Annotated in this window: 14 protein-coding genes; 7 read left to right on the top strand and 7 right to left on the bottom strand. The window is 70.5% G+C overall.

What is annotated here, in order from left to right; translation table 11 throughout:
* Window positions 1-166: 166 nt before the first annotated feature.
* On the bottom strand, window positions 167-1,267 hold the full coding sequence (locus ACZ69I_RS25515) for an endonuclease/exonuclease/phosphatase family protein (protein ID WP_470834891.1): 1,101 nt from the start codon (window positions 1,265-1,267) through the stop codon (window positions 167-169).
* Between the two features lie 23 nt (window positions 1,268-1,290).
* Window positions 1,291-1,959, bottom strand: a complete 669-nt coding sequence (locus ACZ69I_RS25510) for a M15 family metallopeptidase (RefSeq protein WP_470834836.1) — start codon at window positions 1,957-1,959, stop codon at window positions 1,291-1,293.
* A gap of 87 nt (window positions 1,960-2,046) precedes the next feature.
* Here ACZ69I_RS25510 and ACZ69I_RS25505 point away from each other — a divergent pair, with 87 nt between their 5' ends.
* Both ACZ69I_RS25505 and ACZ69I_RS25500 read left to right on the top strand, forming a co-directional pair.
* On the top strand, window positions 2,047-2,754 hold the full coding sequence (locus ACZ69I_RS25505; RefSeq protein ID WP_470834835.1) for a response regulator transcription factor: 708 nt from the start codon (window positions 2,047-2,049) through the stop codon (window positions 2,752-2,754).
* 10 nt (window positions 2,755-2,764) lie between these two features.
* On the top strand, window positions 2,765-3,838 hold the full coding sequence (locus ACZ69I_RS25500) for a sensor histidine kinase (protein ID WP_470834833.1): 1,074 nt from the start codon (window positions 2,765-2,767) through the stop codon (window positions 3,836-3,838).
* A 445-nt stretch (window positions 3,839-4,283) separates the two neighbouring features.
* On the opposite strand, the gene ACZ69I_RS25495 is transcribed toward ACZ69I_RS25500, so the two are convergent.
* From ACZ69I_RS25495 to ACZ69I_RS25475, 5 genes are all read right to left on the bottom strand, one after another.
* Window positions 4,284-5,048 (bottom strand): SDR family oxidoreductase, encoded by a 765-nt coding sequence (locus ACZ69I_RS25495; protein WP_470834831.1) that lies wholly within the window; start codon window positions 5,046-5,048, stop codon window positions 4,284-4,286.
* Between the two features lie 155 nt (window positions 5,049-5,203).
* Window positions 5,204-6,079, bottom strand: coding sequence for a helix-turn-helix domain-containing protein (locus ACZ69I_RS25490; RefSeq protein WP_470834830.1), 876 nt, complete (start codon window positions 6,077-6,079; stop codon window positions 5,204-5,206).
* A 628-nt stretch (window positions 6,080-6,707) separates the two neighbouring features.
* The gene (locus tag ACZ69I_RS25485) at window positions 6,708-7,319 is read right to left on the bottom strand and encodes a hypothetical protein (RefSeq protein WP_467681597.1); all 612 of its coding nucleotides are present in this window, start codon (window positions 7,317-7,319) and stop codon (window positions 6,708-6,710) included.
* Between the two features lie 727 nt (window positions 7,320-8,046).
* A complete protein-coding gene (locus tag ACZ69I_RS25480; RefSeq protein ID WP_467681585.1) occupies window positions 8,047-8,466 on the bottom strand; it encodes a hypothetical protein in 420 nt (139 codons plus the stop codon).
* Between the two features lie 263 nt (window positions 8,467-8,729).
* Window positions 8,730-9,458, bottom strand: a complete 729-nt coding sequence (locus tag ACZ69I_RS25475; protein ID WP_470834827.1) for an AMP-binding protein — start codon at window positions 9,456-9,458, stop codon at window positions 8,730-8,732.
* Between the two features lie 694 nt (window positions 9,459-10,152).
* On the opposite strand from ACZ69I_RS25475, the gene ACZ69I_RS25470 reads away from it, so the two are divergent.
* The 5 genes from ACZ69I_RS25470 (at window position 10,153) to ACZ69I_RS25450 (ending at window position 17,197) form a co-directional block, all read left to right on the top strand.
* Window positions 10,153-11,625: a sugar transferase gene (locus ACZ69I_RS25470; RefSeq protein WP_470834825.1), complete on the top strand. Its 1,473-nt coding sequence runs from the start codon at window positions 10,153-10,155 to the stop codon at window positions 11,623-11,625.
* Between the two features lie 89 nt (window positions 11,626-11,714).
* Window positions 11,715-13,031, top strand: a complete 1,317-nt coding sequence (locus ACZ69I_RS25465) for a nucleotide sugar dehydrogenase (protein ID WP_470834823.1) — start codon at window positions 11,715-11,717, stop codon at window positions 13,029-13,031.
* Window positions 13,021-14,286 (top strand): glycosyltransferase family 4 protein, encoded by a 1,266-nt coding sequence (locus tag ACZ69I_RS25460; RefSeq protein WP_470834821.1) that lies wholly within the window; start codon window positions 13,021-13,023, stop codon window positions 14,284-14,286. Before ACZ69I_RS25465 ends, ACZ69I_RS25460 begins: the two co-directional genes overlap by 11 nt.
* A complete protein-coding gene (locus tag ACZ69I_RS25455) occupies window positions 14,283-15,680 on the top strand; it encodes a Wzz/FepE/Etk N-terminal domain-containing protein (RefSeq protein ID WP_467681575.1) in 1,398 nt (465 codons plus the stop codon). Before ACZ69I_RS25460 ends, ACZ69I_RS25455 begins: the two co-directional genes overlap by 4 nt.
* Window positions 15,677-17,197, top strand: coding sequence for a Wzz/FepE/Etk N-terminal domain-containing protein (locus ACZ69I_RS25450; protein ID WP_467681573.1), 1,521 nt, complete (start codon window positions 15,677-15,679; stop codon window positions 17,195-17,197). The genes ACZ69I_RS25455 and ACZ69I_RS25450 overlap by 4 nt, the downstream gene beginning before the upstream one ends.

Below are 17,197 nucleotides of genomic sequence, written 5' to 3'. Positions count from 1 at the left end.
CCGGTCACAATCATTGGCCTGGGTTGTTCACTGTGTCAACGGCCGCCTGTGCCCCGGTTGGTGCCCGTTTGGGCAGACCGGGCAGCAACCCGGGCATCCAGGACTGCCCTTCGGGCATCGAGGCCGGTGACCGCGACGGATCGCGGACCACCGGCCTCAGAAGCCGTCACCAGCTGATCCGGGCCGCCACCGGCAGGTGGTCGCTGCCGGTGGACGGCAGCACCCAGGCACTCATCGGTTCCACGCCGCGGACCAGGATCTGGTCGATCCGTGCCACCGGGAAGCGCGCGGGCCAGCTGTGGCCGAAGCCGCTCCCCGCCTTCTCCTGGGCCGAGTCGAGGCGCGAGGTGAGGCCGTCGAGCGCGCGGTCGTCCGTGGTGCCGTTCAGGTCGCCGAGCAGCACCATCCGCTCGTTCGGTTCGGCCGCGACGGCCTTGGCGAGCGCTGCCGCGTTGCGGTCCCGGGTGCCCGTCCCGAAGCCGTCCCCGGGAACCACGCGGACGGACCCCAGGTGGGCCACGTACACCGCCAGCGGCCCCTGGTCCGTGGCCGCCGTGGCGCGCAGCGCCCGGTTGTCGGCCCCCACCCCGCCGACCGGTCCGGCGGCGGCCAGCGGCCCGTAGTCCGTCTCGATGTCGACGGGCCGGGCGTCCGACAGCGGCAGCTTGCTCCACAGCCCGACCGTGCCCCGCACCACGTGGTACGGATACGCCTTCGCCAGCGCCTTCTCGTACAGCGGCCCGGCCTGCTCGGAGAGCTCCTCAAGGGCCAGCACGTCCGCCGTGGAGGCGGCCAGGGCGCGGGCGGTGCCGACCGGGTCGGGGTTCTCGGCCCCGACGTTGTGGCCGACGACAGTGAGGTCACCGCCCGGCCGGGACTTGTCGGTGAGCAGCCCGCCGAAAAGACTCAGCCACACCGTGACCGGCAGCAGCAGCGCGACCACCGCGGACGCGGAGCGGCGCCACAGCGCCCCGGCGAGCAGCACCGGAACAAAGAGGCCGAACCACGGCAGGAAGGTCTCCACCAGGCTGCCGAGCCCCCGGCGGTCCGTGATCTGTCCGTGCAGCAGCATGAGCAGGCCGAGCAGCACCGCCAGCGCCGCGAGGAGGAGACCGCGCTTCCACGGGCCCGGGCGGGTCAGGGAGTGGAGCGCGCGGCGAACGCGGGTCTGCCGGGTGCCGGGCCCCGTGCCGGTGCCGATAGCGGCGTCGCTCTCCTGGTGGACGGCGCTGTCTTCTCCCGCCTCCGCCGCGCCCGCCTGCGTCATCGTGTGTTCGCGCATACTGCCGCTCACTGGTGCATCCTCGGGTCCTGGGTGGGGTCGGCGTACATACGACGGCAGCCGTGCTCGATCGCGTCGGCGCGCAGTTCGTAGTGCCAGGGTTCGTTGCGGTAGATCTGGCACAGGCCGTACGCGGCACCGTGCCCGGACAGCCACGCCGCCGCCTCGGAGCGGCCGATGTCGACGGCGTCCCCCGACACGTGCGGGGACGTCGCCGTGGTGGCCACCCAGCGAGCGGCCTCCTCTTCGGAGCCGTACTTGGCGACGGCCTTGCGCAAGAGCTGCTCCTGGTACTCCGGGGAGCGCCAGCCGCTGTTGACGTAGAACTCGGTTCCGTCGGCCGCGGCGGCCGACGCGGCCCGGCGCAGGGCCTTGCGCAAATCCGGATCGAGCCGGGTCACGGCCGGAGTCGTGTCGTCGAAGACCGTCACGCCGTCGGGGACGACACCGTCGGCCTCGCCGACCGCACCGCGGTCCTCACGGCCCTCTCGGTGCAGGGAGTTCGAGGGTGAGGCGGCCGAGAAGGGCGAGTCCTTCGACACCTGGTGGAGGAAGGCCACGGTGAGCGCGGCCATCGCGGCCATGAGGACAACGACCAGGGCCGGGCGGATCCAGCGGGTCGCTGTCCGTGCCGGCCTGGAAGCCGGGGGCGGCACGGTCGGTGGGATGCGAGTCATGCCGTCAGTCAAGGCAGCGCGGTGTTGCCCACGCGTATGCCGTTTTCGATACGCCGACGATATGGACCGGCTCGTAGCATCGACGGCATGCGTGTGCTGATCGTCGAGGACGAGCCCTATCTGGCGGAGGCGGTCCGTGACGGCCTGCGCCTGGAAGCGATCGCGGCCGACATCGCGGGCGACGGCGACACCGCGCTGGAACTGCTGAGCATCAACACGTACGACATCGCCGTACTCGACCGGGACATCCCAGGGCCCTCCGGCGACGAGATCGCCGAACGCATCGTCGCCACGGGCAGTGGCATGCCGATCCTCATGCTCACCGCGGCCGACCGCCTCGACGACAAGGCGTCGGGCTTCGCACTCGGAGCCGACGACTACCTCACGAAACCCTTCGACCTCCGAGAGCTCGTGCTCAGGCTCAGAGCGCTCGACCGCAGACGCGACCACAGCAGACCTCCCGTGCGGGAGATCGCGGGGCTGCGGGTGGACCCGTTCCGCAGGGAGGTCTACCGGGACGGCCGCTACGTCGCGCTGACCAGGAAGCAGTTCGCCGTACTCGAAGTCCTCGTCGCCGCGGAAGGCGGTGTCGTCAGCGCCGAGGAGCTCCTGGAACGCGCGTGGGACGAGAACGCCGACCCGTTCACCAACGCCGTGCGCATCACCGTCTCGGCCCTGCGCAAACGGCTCGGCCTGCCGTGGATCATCGCCACGGCGCCGGGCGTCGGCTACCGCATCGACACGCAGCCGGCGGCCGGAGACGGGACCGGAGACGGGGAGGCCGACCGTGGATAGGGCGCCCGGCTTGAGCGTTCGCGTCAAACTCACGCTCAGCTACGCGGGGTTCGTGATGGTCGCCGGTGCCTTGTTGCTCTCGGCGGCATGGGTGTTCCTGGACCAGGGGACCCACATCGGGCTCGTCTTCGATCCCGAGTACCGGCTGCCCATCCTCCGGGCCTTCGCTCCGACCGTGGCCGCCGTGATGGCCTTCCTGCTGGTGTTCGGGCTCCTGGGAGGGTGGCTGCTCGCCGGACACATGCTCGCCCCCCTCACGCGCATCACGGACGCCACCCGCAGGGTCACGCACGGATCGCTCTCCCACCGGATCCGGCTGCCGGGCCGCGAGGACGAGTTCCGTGAGCTCGCCGACGCCTTCGACGCGATGCTCGCACGGCTCGAGGCGCACGTCGCTGAACAGCGGCGCTTCGCGGCCAACGCCTCTCACGAGCTGCGCACCCCGCTGGCCACATCGAAGGCGCTTCTCGACGTGGCCCGCACCGACCCGGACCGCGACACCGCCGAACTCATCGACCGGCTCGACGCCGTCAACATCCGGGCGATCGACCTCACCGAGGCCCTGCTCGTACTCACCCGCGCCGACCAGCGTTCCTTCACACGGGAGCGCGTCGACCTGTCCCTCACGGCCGAAGAAGCCGCCGAAACCCTTCTCCCCCTCGCGGAGAGACGCGGCGTCACCGTCGAGACCAGCGGCGACATCACCCCCACGAGCGGCTCATCGGCGCTCCTGCTCCAGCTGACCACGAACCTCGTGCACAACGCGATCGTCCACAACCTGCCGGGACAGGGCACGGTGTGGGTCACCACCCGTGTCCGCCCCGGAACGGTGGTGCTCACCGTCGAGAACACCGGTGAGCAGATCACCCCGGAGCTGGCCGCGACCCTCACCGAGCCCTTCCAGCGCGGTACCGAGCGCGTCCGGACCGACCACGCGGGCGTCGGACTCGGCCTGGCGATCGTCGAGACCATCACCCGGGCACACGACGGAACCCTCGTCCTGACCCCGCGGCCCACCGGTGGGATCCGCGTCACCGTGGAGCTGCCCGCGGCGCCAGGGACACGGGACGGCGGACGGCAGTAGCGGCGGGCGCCGCGCCGCCGCGGGCTCCTCGTCGATACCGCTCACCGGCTCCGCTCCGCCGTCGTCCGTCCGTCGACCCACGCACGGATCACCCCCGCGGTGGTCCCCGCGTGCTCCCGCATCATCGTCAGGTGGTCGCCGGTGTGCCCAGACAGGTGCCAATCCTGGGCGGATCGGCCTCGGCGCAGGGTCCTGTTATCGAAGCCGACCATCCCACGGTCGTTCGCAGTCACGTCTAGGTGGTGTTGAAGTGGGCTCGGCCGTGTGCACACGATGACTGAGCGGTTGCGACGGCTCTTGGCGTCCACGGGGCCGCACCGGCCGTGCGGTGCTGCTCGGTGGCGAGGAGGGCAACCATCGGGCGGTGCCACGCGCTCACAGCGAACTGCGACTGGCTCACCGGGCCCGGTGGGCGGCGTGGCGCCGCCCACCGGATGGTGCTGGTTCAGCGGGTGGTGTAGCCGCCGTTGAGGAAGATGGTCTGGCCGTTGGCCCACCAGCCGTCGGTGAGCAGATGCGTCACCCAGGGCACGATGTCCTCGATCTTGGTGAGGTCACCGTTCATCGCGGACGACTTGTGGTACGCGACGGAGTCGTCGTCCTCGGCAGGGTAGAAGAATGACGTGTCCATCGGTCCCGGAGCGATGTTGTTGACCGAGATGTTGCGGCCGAACAGCTCCTTCGACAGGGCGCGGGTGAAGTGCTCGACCGGGGCTTTGCTGCCCGCGTAGGTGGAGTACAGGCCGGTGTACGCGGCCAGCAGCGAGGTGACAATGGTGATGATCTTCCCGCCGTCCTCGATGCGGCGGGCAGCCTCGCGCATCACGAAGAACGCGGCCTTGGAGTTGACCGCGAACATCCGGTCGTACTCCTCCTCCGTGATCTCGGTGAGCGGCTTCTTCAGCACCATGCCGGCGGTGTTGATGCTGTAGTCGAGCTTCCCGAACCGGTTCACGACGTCGTCGAAGACCCGCTCCACCTCGGAGACCTGGGTCAGATCGCCCTGGATCGCGAACGCCTCGCCCGGGCCGGCGTTGATCTCCTTCGCGACGGCCTCGGCCTTGGCCCGGGAGGAGTCGCTGTTGTAGTGCACCGCGACCAGAGCACCCTGCGCTCCGAGGGTGGTGCTGATCAGCCCGCCGAGGTTACGGGACGCGCCGCCGACGAAGGCGACCTTGCCGTTGAGTGTCTTGTCCGGGGTGGTGACCATGACTGCCTCCTGCGATGTGCTGGGGTGGGACGGCCCGGCCCCGGGCGAATACCGAGGACCACGCCATATTCACCAGACTCGCCGCAGAGGCGCATGTGGATCTTGAACGATCCGATCAGAGGTGGAACAAACCACTCACGACTTCCCGCCGGCCGTCAGCGTCCGCCGTTGCCGTCCCGCAGCAGCCGTGGAGTGGCCCCGACGTAGCGCCGCATCACCCGCGTCAGATGGCTCTGGTCCGCGAAACCTGCCTCCGTCGCGATCTCCGCGATCGGCCTGCTGGTACGGGTGAGCTCCCCTCGCGCGTACTCCAGGCGCTGCTGCATCACGTACTGGTGCGGGGATTCGCCGGTCGATGCTTTGAAGACTCGGGTGAAGTGGGATTCGCTGACTTGGGCCACGGTGGCCAGTTTCGCCAGCGTGACCCGCTGGGAGAGGTTCGCGTGGATGTAGTCCATGACTTCGGCCAAGCGCCGCGGCGGCAGTCCGCCCTCTCGGCCAGGCAGCGTCCGGCCCTCGGCGGCCACCCGCAGTATCACCGCGGCGGCCGCTTGGACCAGTGACTGTGCGTACAGGGAGTCCGCGGGGCCGGGCCCGGAGTACTCCGCCACCAGACGTTCCAGCAGCATCTTCAGCAGCGGATCGGTAAAGTGGAACCGCGGAACGAGCTCTACCTGGCCGGTGGCGCCGCTCTCGGCCGCCAGCTTCTCCAGCCACGCCGGATCAATCCCCAGAAGCAGTAGCTCCACGTCGTCCTGCCAGCGAGGCCGCGACGCCCATCCGGCGGGATTGACCAGCGCCTCCCCGGCACGAAACCGCTCCTGGCGCGGTGTCCCGTCCGCTGACCAGCGCAGGTTCGCCGACTGCCCGGTGTGCACCACCAGCACATGCACGGGAGGGCCCACGGGCAGTGGGTCGACGTCCGATCTGCCCACGGCGCGCTCGATAGACCGCTCGGCCACCGCATGGCCGAGATCGGACCCGCTGCCGTCCAGACATCGCAGGTGAGGCTTGATGTGCGAAACACTCACCACACCAGTATTCACCCTCATCGCACCGCCAGCCTGCCACCTGCCGGGAGTGCCACGGCTGGCCTGTGCGCAGGCCCGGCCCCTACGGGGGGTGTACGGCCCGATCGGTTCGGGCCGGCTGTCTCCGCGTGGGGCGCAACGATGGCCGAGCGGGTTTGCGTCACATGCGCTCCGGGCGGCCCCGCAACCGCGTGCTGTCCAGCGCCAGGTGAGCGACCTCGTACCCGTTCGCCGGAAGTCCGGCCACACCGCCCGACAGCATCTCTACCTCACGCACCACGCCCGGCTGGGGCCTGTCGTTTGGATCTTGGGCAGAGTGGCTTCGTCCCAGGGAGAGAGGAATCAGGAGCGCGAGGGCAGAGAACGCGGCGCCCGTGCGTGCGTAGTTGAACGCCTCCCGTCGCGCCAGGGCCTCGGCGTGATCGGCGGGTGCTGAGGTGGCCGCTCACTGCTTGATACGGCCGTTCAGATCGAGTAGGACGACAAGCGCCCGGCTGAGAGATCTCAGCCGGGCGCTTGTCGGGGCCCACACTCCGCTGGCTACCTGTCAGTGCGCAGTAGTCGCAGGGTGCTTTGCTCCGGGCCGGTGCTTCTGTCCTCCTGGGGCGAACCGCTCACCGTCAGGTGTTCAGCAGGGGAGTGTGGTCTTGCCGGCAGCGCCGGTGGAGCCGGTGGTGCCGTCCGCGGTCGTCGTGGCGGAGGTGCCGTTGCCTCCAGGCTGGCCGGGGCATACCGGGCTGGCCGCGCCCCCGGCGCCACCCTTGCCGCCCGTGTGGCCGCCGGTGACGACGGCTGCACCGCCGTTGCCGCCCTTGCCACCGGCGATACCGGCGCCGGCGTCGCCGACACCGCCCACGCCGCCCTTGCCACCGGTGCCGCCGAGCTTGGCCTCTCCGCCATAGCCGCCGTTGCCGCCGTTGCCGTTGGCTCCGCCGGCGCCGCCCGTGCCACCGGCCCCGCCGATGCTTGCCACGCCGCTGGCGTTGCCTCCGGCGCCTCCGTTGCCGCCGTTGCCGTTGGCACCCGCGGCGCCGCCGGTTCCGCCAAGGCCACCGATACCCCCGAGGGTTCCGACTCCGTTGGCGCCGTTGGCGCCGGGAGCCCCGGCGGCGGTGCGGGTTTGGGCACCGCCTGTACCGGGTTGGGCGGAGGCGAGGGCGGGAGTAAGGGCGAGGCCGACCACGGCGATCGCCGCAACCAGGAAGGTTCGTGCAGTGTCCGTGGTGCGCATGGTGCGCATGGTGCACTTCCTTCGGTTTTCAGGTGGAGAGAATCTCCGCCTGACAACTCTCAACGTAGGGAAGTGCGACGCACCAGCGCAATCTAACTAATGAACAAATGCATTCAAATAGGCGGAATCATGCAAACTTTGGCTGAAAAGTCCAAACTTTATATCTGTCAGCCATGATGCCCTGCCTTCTGTCGCCTGGCAGGATCGTGCAGTCCTTCCGGTGGAGGGTCCGTCGGGCCGACGTGTGTGCAGCAGCGGTCGTCTGCCCGGTCGTCAGCCTGCCGGGTGCAGTCCGAACGTGGGTGTCGGCGTTGCAGGAATGCGCGGGCACCCACCCAATACGCGTGGGACCGGAACATGGGCGCGAGCGTGGGCGCTGGCCGTCATCCCCCGGCTGGAGTTCAAGCCAGGGATGACTACACCGTCGAGTCGAGGGGGCTGTCCGTTCCGATTAGACGGCCGGACGGTTCCACACTGCTGCCGACTCACACTCGTTGCACTGACCCGGCTGTCATCTATCGTGAAAAGTCGCAACTATGAGAACTGGTGGGGCAGTGGCCTCGACATGCAGAAGCTCCACGCGACGCTTAGGGGCGGGAACGTGGGCGCCGTTGCGCGGGAACTCAGCGCGACGGAAGCCACGGACCGGCTGGTCAACGAATTCGACCGTCCTGCCGTTGCCTCCAGGGGCGTAGTCCTGGAGGCCGCCGCGTGCCTGGTCGTCGCCGACCACGGGTCAGATCGTGCGCGTGCAGACCGAGCGGGTGCAGGACTCGCTTGCCACGATGTTGCCGTTCTCGTCGATCATCTCGATGACGACCCGCTGGACCCCGCCGGGGAGGGGGATGGAGAACGGCTCGTTGAGGACCTGGTCCGGGCCGCCGGCGTATGCCCAGGGGCTGCAATAGCCTTGATCCTTCGCGCTGCCGTTGTAGGCGTCGGCGCAGATCGCGCGCTGGCCGCTGGCCGCGTGCACGACGCCGCTGAGGGACGCCGTGTAGCCGCTCGTGAAGTGGATCGAGCCCGACGTCTGGCTGTTGCCGTACGTCATGGCGAAGGGCCTGTTCACGTCGCCGGTGGCCGCCTGCGCCGGTGCGGCGGCGAAACCGAGCGCCGCGGCAGCCGCGATGGTGGCCGTCAGGAGAGTCGTGCGCATGTTCGGCACCTTCTTCGGCGGACGAGATTCGGTGGACGAGCGTGAGCGACCGACATCATCGTGCCTCCCGGTGACCGCGGGCAAGGGCGTCACACCGGCCGCCGGTCACGGTGAGCCCCTCCCGCGCGTAGCCCCGTGCCACAACCCCCGCAGGATCACCCTCTGTTTTCTCCCCCTGACTGTAAGGGGGCTACCGACGAATTGGGCCGCCCCAGGTGACGAAACGCGAGCCGGTTCGGCGGACCCATAGGTGCTGAGTGCGTTCACCGTCCTGTCTCACGGGGCCTCACGCCGATTACCCACGTCGTCACGCGTGGCGGAGTGTCGGTTCTCCGAGCCAGCTGGCGTACTGGGCCGGGAGTTGAGGGTTTGGGTGCACCGGCCGGACCGTGCGGGTAGCAGGCGGCGACGGACCAGAGCGCGGCCCGCTGCGTGGACAGCACGCCCTTGGGGCGGCCCGTAGTGCCAGAGGTATAGAGCGTCCAGGCCGGATCATCGAGACCGAGCCGGTCGATGCCCGCGGCCGGGGCGCTCGTGGCGGCGGCCGCGTGCTCGAAGAGATGAGCGCCGTCCGGGGCCGGTTCGGCGCCGGTGATCGGGGTGCGGAGGTGGCCGTGCGGCGGACCGAGGCGCCGCACACGTGCCAGGTGCGCGGCGTCCGTGACGAGGTGTGCGGCGCCGCTGTCCCGAAGGAAGTGGGCGAGTTCGGCGTCGGACGATCGGGGATCGAGTGGGACGCCGACCATCCCCGCCCGCAGGACGGCGAGGCAACTCTCCACCGTTTCCACGCAATTGCCCAGGCAGAGGGCGACGCGATCGCCTCGGCGGAGTCCCGTCCCGGCCAGATGTGCGGCCAGCGCGCGGGTGCGGCGCTCCAACTCGGCGTAGGTGACGCGGCGGGAGGCGTCCGCGTAGGCGACGCGTTCCGGTGTCCGTTCGGCGTGCTCCTTCAGCAGCTCCGGAACCGGCCGGATCAGGTCGTCGCGTCCCATGGGTCTCCGCCCCTCAAATGCCCAGTTCCATAACGATGTTGAACCTAGAGGCGGGCGGACGGGCAAGGGGGCCGAACCTCCAGGTCGGAGGGAGGGGTGGCGGATGAGTCAAAGCACGCCCAAATTCGGCCCAGTTGGGAGCGCCCCTCCGCCTCGCGGTCGCCGCTGACGGCATTCCGTAAAGGCCTCGTCACCCCAGGTCACAAGGCGTGCCGTTGCCGTCCGGGCGGCCACGGGCGGTCAACGGCCGATAGATCGAGCTTCAAAGGTTGAGCACAAGTTGCACACATCCCCTCTCCAGGGCGGCTTCGATGGTCTAGATTGACCCTGCTTCACATGCGGACACGAGGCGACAAATAATGATCTATAGGTCCGATGTTCTGGGCAGCCGTGTTGTGCGCCCTTGGCATCCGACCTGGGGGAGAGCAATTCCTGTAGCCCTGGAGAGGGCCCCGGGTGCGGGGAGCACCCGGGATTCCGAAGGGTTTACGCGTACTTCGAGAGTCCGGCAGCACCTATACATCTGCTGCCGCCTGGGTGGGTTGTCGAAGTAGCGCCGATACAGCCGGATTGCCATGCGCGGGGGGCGGGGGCCTCCCGAGGGGAGGAACAGCACGGCGCGGGGGGCGGGGGTGCTTCCCGGGAGAAACGTGTTAGGCGAGCACGTCGAACCACTGGTGACCTGGGGGGTCCTGTGCAACAGGGGGAATTAGTCAACCCGTTTCCGTCGGCGCGCGTGGCGAGCGGGACAGTCAGCCGGCCGGCCAGCGACTGGGAGCAGCGCTACCGCCGCACGGTGATAACCAGCGACACGGTGGCCACCGCTTTCGTAGTGGCGGCGATCGGTAACTTCTTCGGAGTACGCGACGCGGCGAACTGGCACGAGAAGTGGGGAATTCTCGCATTCGGCACCGAGCTCCTCGTATTGGGAGCGCTTGCGGTGAGCCGTGCGTGGGCTCCGGCCGTACTCGGCCAGGGCGCCGAGGAATTCCGCAGACTCGGCCGCTCACTGTTCACGGCTGCCGTCGTCCTGGCGCTCGGCGGTATCGCTCTCACTTCGCGCAACATCAAGCTCTGGATCTTCGTCGCGATCCCGGCGATCGCGCTCGTCACCATGACCGCGCGATATCTGCTGCGCCTCTGGCTGCACAAGCAGCGGAAAGAAGGACGGTGCCTGCGCCCGGTGCTCGCGGCCGGCAGCCTGGCCACCGTGCGCGACCTGATCGCCCGGGCCCGTAAGTTGCCGCACCTCGGCTGGCGGGTGGAGGCGGTGTGCACGGCCGATGGTCTGGGGCCCGACGGCGACCACTTGGACGGAGTGCCGGTCGTCGGTCGCCTCGCGGACGTCGCGGGCCACGTCAGTCGCGACGGGTACCGCGTCATCGCGGTCACTCCGGACCCGCACTGGTCACCGGAGCGGCTGCAGCGCCTTGCCTGGAACCTCGAGGGCAGCGATGCCGAGATGGTCGTGGCCCCCGTCCTGATGGAGGTGGCAGGACCGCGGCTGCATGTCGACGCGGTGCTCGGCATCCCGCTGCTGCGGGTCAGCATGCCGACGTTCACCGGGGGCCGCCGGGCGGTCAAGGGAATCGTCGACCGGCTGGGCGCGGCGATCCTCCTGCTGCTGTTCGCGCCGCTGATGGTGCTCGTCGGACTGTTCGTCCTGGCGGACAGCCGGGGCGGGGCGCTGTACAGACAGCGCAGAGTCGGCAAGGACGGCCGCGAGTTCACGATCTTCAAGTTCCGCACCATGGTCACCGGCGCCCACCAGGCACGCGCCGAACTGGCCGAGCTCAACGAAGGCGCGGGGCTGCTGTTCAAGGTGCGCAGGGACCCGCGGGTGACCCGGGTGGGAGCGGTGCTGCGCCGGTACTCGATCGACGAGCTCCCGCAGCTCTTCAACGTCCTCACCGGTTCGATGTCGCTCGTCGGTCCGCGGCCGCCGCTGCCGGAGGAGTCCGCGGCGTACGGCCCGGACATCCGGCGGCGCCTGCTGGTCAAGCCCGGGCTCACCGGTCTGTGGCAGATCAGCGGACGCAGCGATCTGCCCTGGGAGGAGGCGGTCCGCCTCGACCTGCGGTACGTGGAGGACTGGTCGCTCGCCCTGGACACGGTGATCTTGTGGAAGACGCTGCGTGCGGTGCTCCAGGGCCAGGGGGCCTACTGATGTACGGGGGGCCGATGAACGGGGGGCGCCGTCCGATCGGCGCACGGACGGCAGGCCGCAAGGGCCTGCCCGGGGGGGAGGAGCGGTTCATGAGAATAAGCGTCTTAGGGCTTGGCTACGTGGGCTGCGTGTCGGCCGCGTGCCTGGCGAGCCTGGGTCACGAGGTCATCGGGGTCGACGTGAACCCGGTGAAGGTCGACCTGGTCAACGACGGCAAGGCCCCGGTGGTCGAGGAGCGGATCGGCGAACTCACCGCCGAGGTCGTGGCCTCCGGAAAGCTGCGCGCCACCGGTGACGTGCGCGAGGCGATCATGGGCAGCGAGGTGTCCCTCGTGTGCGTGGGCACGCCGTCGGCGCCCAACGGCAGCCTGAGCACCAGGTACCTGGAGCGGGTCACCGAGCAGATCGGCGCCGCGCTCGCCGAGCGGGACGGGCGGCACACCGTCGTGTTCCGCAGCACCATGCTGCCGGGCACCTGCCTCAACCTGCTCGTGCCGATCCTGGAGAAGTCCGTCGGCGGCACGGCAGGGGTGGACTTCGGGGTCGCGGTCAACCCGGAGTTCCTGCGCGAGGGCACGAGCGTGCGGGACTTCTTCGACCCGCCCAAGACCGTCATCGGCGAACTCGATACGGCGAGCGGCGACGCGGTCGCGGCGCTGTACGGCGGCCTGCCCGGCGAGACGTTTCGGGTGCCGGTCCCGACGGCCGAGGCGATCAAGTACGCGGACAACGCGTTCCACGGCCTCAAGATCGGCTTCGCGAACGAGCTGGGCGCGGTGTGCCAGGCGCTCGGCGTGGACTCGCACCAGGTGGTCGACGTGTTCCTGGCCGACCGCAAGCTGAACATCAGCCCCGCCTACCTGCGGCCCGGCTTCGCCTTCGGCGGCTCCTGCCTGCCCAAGGACCTGCGCAGCCTGGTGTACGCGGCGCAGCGGGCCGACGTCTCGGTGCCCATCCTGTCCCACGTACTGCCCTCCAACTCCGACCACCTGCAGCGCGCGGTGGAGCTGGTCGAGCGCACCGGCAAGCGCCGGGTCGGCCTGTTCGGGCTCTCCTTCAAGCCCGGCACCGACGACCTGCGCGAGAGCCCGCTCGTCGAGCTGGCCGAGCGGCTCTTCGGCAAGGGGTACGACCTGCGGATCTACGACGCCAACGTGAGCCTCTCGCGGCTGATGGGCGCGAACCGGGAGTACATCGAGACCCGCCTTCCGCACCTCGCGCAGCTGCTCGCCGACTCCGTCGACGAGGTGCTGGAGCACGCCGAGGTGTGCCTGGTCGGGACCAAGGACCCGGCCGTGCTCGCGGAGCTGCCCCACGGCGACGCCCCGGTGATCGTCGACCTCATCCACCTTCCCGACGCCGAAACGCGCCGAACCGAACCGGGGTACATAGGCCTTGCTTGGTGACACGTCCAGTAACGACCGCCCGGCACGGCGCGCGCTGATCCTGGTGGAGAACCTGTCGGTGCCGTTCGACCGGCGGGTGTGGCAGGAATGCACGACACTGCGCGACGCGGGCTGGGAAGTGCACGTCATCTGCCCGCAGGGGACCAAGCGGGACACCGAGCCGGAGGCGGAGATCGACGGGGTGCGGATCCACCGCTACCCGCTGCGCGCCGCCACCGGCGGACCGGCCGGCTACCTGCGGGAGTACGGAGCGGCGCTGTGGCACACCGCCCGCCTCGCCCGCAAGGTCGGGCCGGTCCACGTGGTCCACGCCTGCAACCCGCCGGACCTGCTGTTCCTGCCGGCGCGGTGGCTGACGCGGCGCGGCGCGCGGTTCGTCTTCGACCAGCACGACCTGGTGCCCGAGCTGTACCTCTCCCGGTTCGACCGCGGTCAGGACCTGCTCTACCGGGGCGTGTGCGCGCTGGAACGGATGACCTACCGGGCCGCGGACATCGTGATCGCCACGAACGAGAGCTACCGGGACGTCGCCGTGCGCCGCGGCGACAAGCGGCCGGAGGACGTCTTCGTGGTGCGCAGCGCGCCCCAGGTCGACCGGTTCCAACCGGTCGCGCCCGAGCCGGAGTTGAAGAACGGCAAGCCCCATCTGCTCTGCTACCTCGGGGTCATGGGACCGCAGGACGGCGTCGACTACGCCCTGCGCGCCCTCGCCACCCTGCGCGACGGGCTCGGGCGGACCGACTGGCACGCGGTGTTCGTCGGCTCAGGGGACGCCTTCGACGCGATGGTGGAGCTGTCCCGGCAGCTCGGGCTCTCCGACCAGGTGCGGTTCACCGGCCGAATACCCGACGCCGACCTGGTGCGTTACCTGTCCACCGCGGACGTGTGCCTCTCGCCCGACCCGCACAATCCGCTCAACGACGTGTCGACCATGAACAAGGTCCTGGAGTACATGGCGATGGGCCGGCCGATCGTCTCCTTCGACCTCCGGGAGGCACGCGTCTCCGCCGGCGACGCCGCCCTCTACGCGCCCGCCAACGACGAGGCCGAATTCGCCCGCCTCATCGCACTGCTCCTTGACGATCCGGAGCAGCGGGCGAGGATGGGCAAGACCGGCCAAGAGCGGATCACGGGGCAGCTCTCCTGGCAGAACTCCCAGCGCTCGCTGCTCGCCGCCTACGCGGCCGCCTGTGGTGGCCGCACTCCGGCGGCGCCAGGCGGCCCGGCCCGGTCAGGGAGGAGGCCGCGCCGTTGAGCGACGACACGATACGCCTGGTCACCATCGGGCGGATTCTCCGTCGGCGCTGGCGGCTCCTCGCCGTCGTCGCCGTGCTTGGCGCAGCGGTGGGCTACGGCTCCTCCCTGCTGTTCCCGCCGAGTTACACGACGTCGGCGTCGGTCCTGCTGCCGGGGCAGTGGGAGGAGCGCGAGCTGCTGACCCAGGGGGAGATCGCGACGAGTTCGGAGGTGGTCGACCGCGTCGCCGACGCGCTCCACTGGTCCGGCGTCAGCGCCACCGACCTGCGGGACCAGGTGAGCGCCAAGGCCGCCGACGGCAACATCATCAAGATCTCGGGCACGGCAGAGACCCCGGCGCGGGCGCAGCGGCTCTCCGACGAGGTGGCGGCCCAGTTCGTCACCTTCGCCGGACGGATCGCGGGTGACACCTCCGACCCCGACGCGGAGTCGGGGCCCGAGGCACTGAGGCAGAAGGTAATGCAGACCAATCGCCGTATCACCGAACTGGCCAACGCGGCCGATCCGGGACAGACCGTGGAGAGCGTGCAGGCCCGCACCGAGCTGGAGAAGCTGCGGACAGCACTGGCGGAGGCAATGAAGAAGCTGGACGAGGCCGACCCGGCGTCGAACAAGGCCAACATGGTCGTGATGGGGCCCGCGGCCCGGCCGACCGGCGAGGCGCCGCCGACGAGGACGCAGCTCGTCGTCGCGGGGGCACTGCTGGCCTTCCTGTGCGCGGTCATCGGCCACCTCGCCGCCGCGCGGATGAACCGTCGGCTGCGCACCGAGGCGGAGATCGCCGCGGCCCTCGGCTCGACCCTCCTCGGCACCGTCGACGTACCGGGGGACCGGTCCTCGTACCGACGCGCGGGCCACGGCCCGCGGGCCGTGATCCGGCGACTCCTCGGCCTCGACACGCGGTGGGACCTGCCGGCCCCGCAGGCGTCCGGCGACGAGGCGAGCAGACGCACCCGCTACCGGCGGGTCTGCGCCCGTCTTCGCAACCAACTGAGCTCGCCCCGGCCGCTCCTTGTCGTCGTTCCGGACGGCGACGAAATAGCGCGCCGGGCCGCCGGGCAGCTCGTCGCCGAGTCCGACCTCGATGCCTCCGCCTCCTCCTCGAGTCGGGGATACCCCGCGCTGCGGGCGGTGGAGATCCCGGTGCACCGGCCGATGGTGCCCGACCGCGGCACCGAGTCCGGCGCCCTGGTCGTGCTCAGCGCGGGCAGTTGGACCGCGCCGGAGCTCGCCGGCCTCGCCGAAGCGTGTACGGACGCGGGGCACGAGGTCGTCGGCATCGTCCTGGCCGGACCGGTCCGGGCCCGTCCGGAGCGCGCCGCCGGGCGTCCTCCGCGGCGCGCCGTACCGGCGGGCGCGGTGGGCGACGACGCGAGGGGCGGTGCGGTGTGACGACGGACAAGGCTTCGGAGCCGGCGGGCGGCTCGCCGCTCTTCGACCTCCAGGCTCTGGTGGTGTCGGTGCGCAGGCGCCGCCGCCTGTGGGCGACGCTCGCGCTGCTCGGGATGCTGGCCGGCGCGGCGCTGGCGGTGCTCAGGCCGCCGCCGCCGAGCGCGGCGACCAAGGTCCTCGTCACGCATGCGGAGGACCAGGCGAACGACACCGGCACGCTGATCCGTACCGACGTCGAACTGCTCGGGACCACGCGGATCGCCGCCAAGGCCCTGCAGGCCCTCAAGTCCTCGGAGAACCCCGAGGACTTCATGCAGGACTACCGGGGCACCGGCATCACCAACAACCTGCTGCGGATCGACGTGACGGCCGACAGCGACGCGGCAGCGGTGGCCCGGGCCAAGGCACTGGCCGACGCCTTCGTCGCCGACCACGTACGGCGGATGCGGGAGACCGCGAAGGCCGAGTCCAAGGCCCTGATCGAACAGCGTGACCGGATGCGGGACGAGCTCACCGCGGTCAACGAGTCGATAGGCGACCGTTCGCCGGGCGGCGACCCGAAATCGTCGGCGAGCATCGAGTCGCTCTTCGCCCGCCGGGCCGAACTCAACTCGCGGATCGCCGACTTCGACCAGCGCGCCGCGGAGGCGCGCACCGGCACGCCGAAGATCGTCTCCGGCACGCAGATCGTGGACGCCCCCCGAGCCGTGCGCCACTCCCTGCCCAGGACCGCCGTCACCAACTCCGGGATCGGGCTCCTCCTCGGACTCTTCCTCGGGCTCGCGGTGGCCGCGGTCGGCGCGGTGGTGGCGGACCGCCCCGTGCTGCGCCGGGAGATCGCGGCACACCTGGGCGCCTCGGTCATCGCCGAGCTGCGCCGCACTCCCCGCTGGCCGTCCAAGTTCTGGCAGCGCCTGCGGAGCCGGACGGCGCACGAGCGGCTCACCACGACCCTCGCCCGCACCGTGCGCGGCTCCGCGGAACCGGTCTCGTTCCTCGAACTGGGCTGCGCGCGCAGCACGTGCGAGATCGCCCTGAACGTCGCCAGGGAACTGGCGACGGAGGGGCCGCCGGTGGTCATCGTCGACGGCCTGCCGGGGCCGCAGCTCGCCAACCTCCGCCGCAAGCCCGACGACCCGGCCGTGGTCAGCGGCGAGCGCGCCGAGGCCGAGGCGCACCAGGTGCGCAGGCTCGGCGTCGGCTCGGTGGCGCCCGGCACGGCGTGGACCGACCTCCAGTACCTCGGCGGGCAGACCGTGCTCGTCGTCCGCGCCGGGCACGGCAGCGCCTCCTGGCTGCACACCGTGGCGCGGCAACTCGCCGACCAGCGCATACCGGTGATCGGCGTGGTGCTGATCGACCCCGATCCGCGGGACAGGACCGACGGGACGCTGTGGGACGGGCTGCACATCGCGCTGCGCGGCCACAGCGAGCGGCTGGACCGGCAGAGCCGGATCAGCCAGATGTGGACGGAAAGGCTGCCGATGTGGGCCGCACGCGTTCCGAACAGCGAATAG

The sequence above is a fragment of the Streptomyces sp. NPDC036815 genome (assembly GCF_055609205.1).
This window is presented reverse-complemented; position numbering and strand designations above follow the sequence as displayed.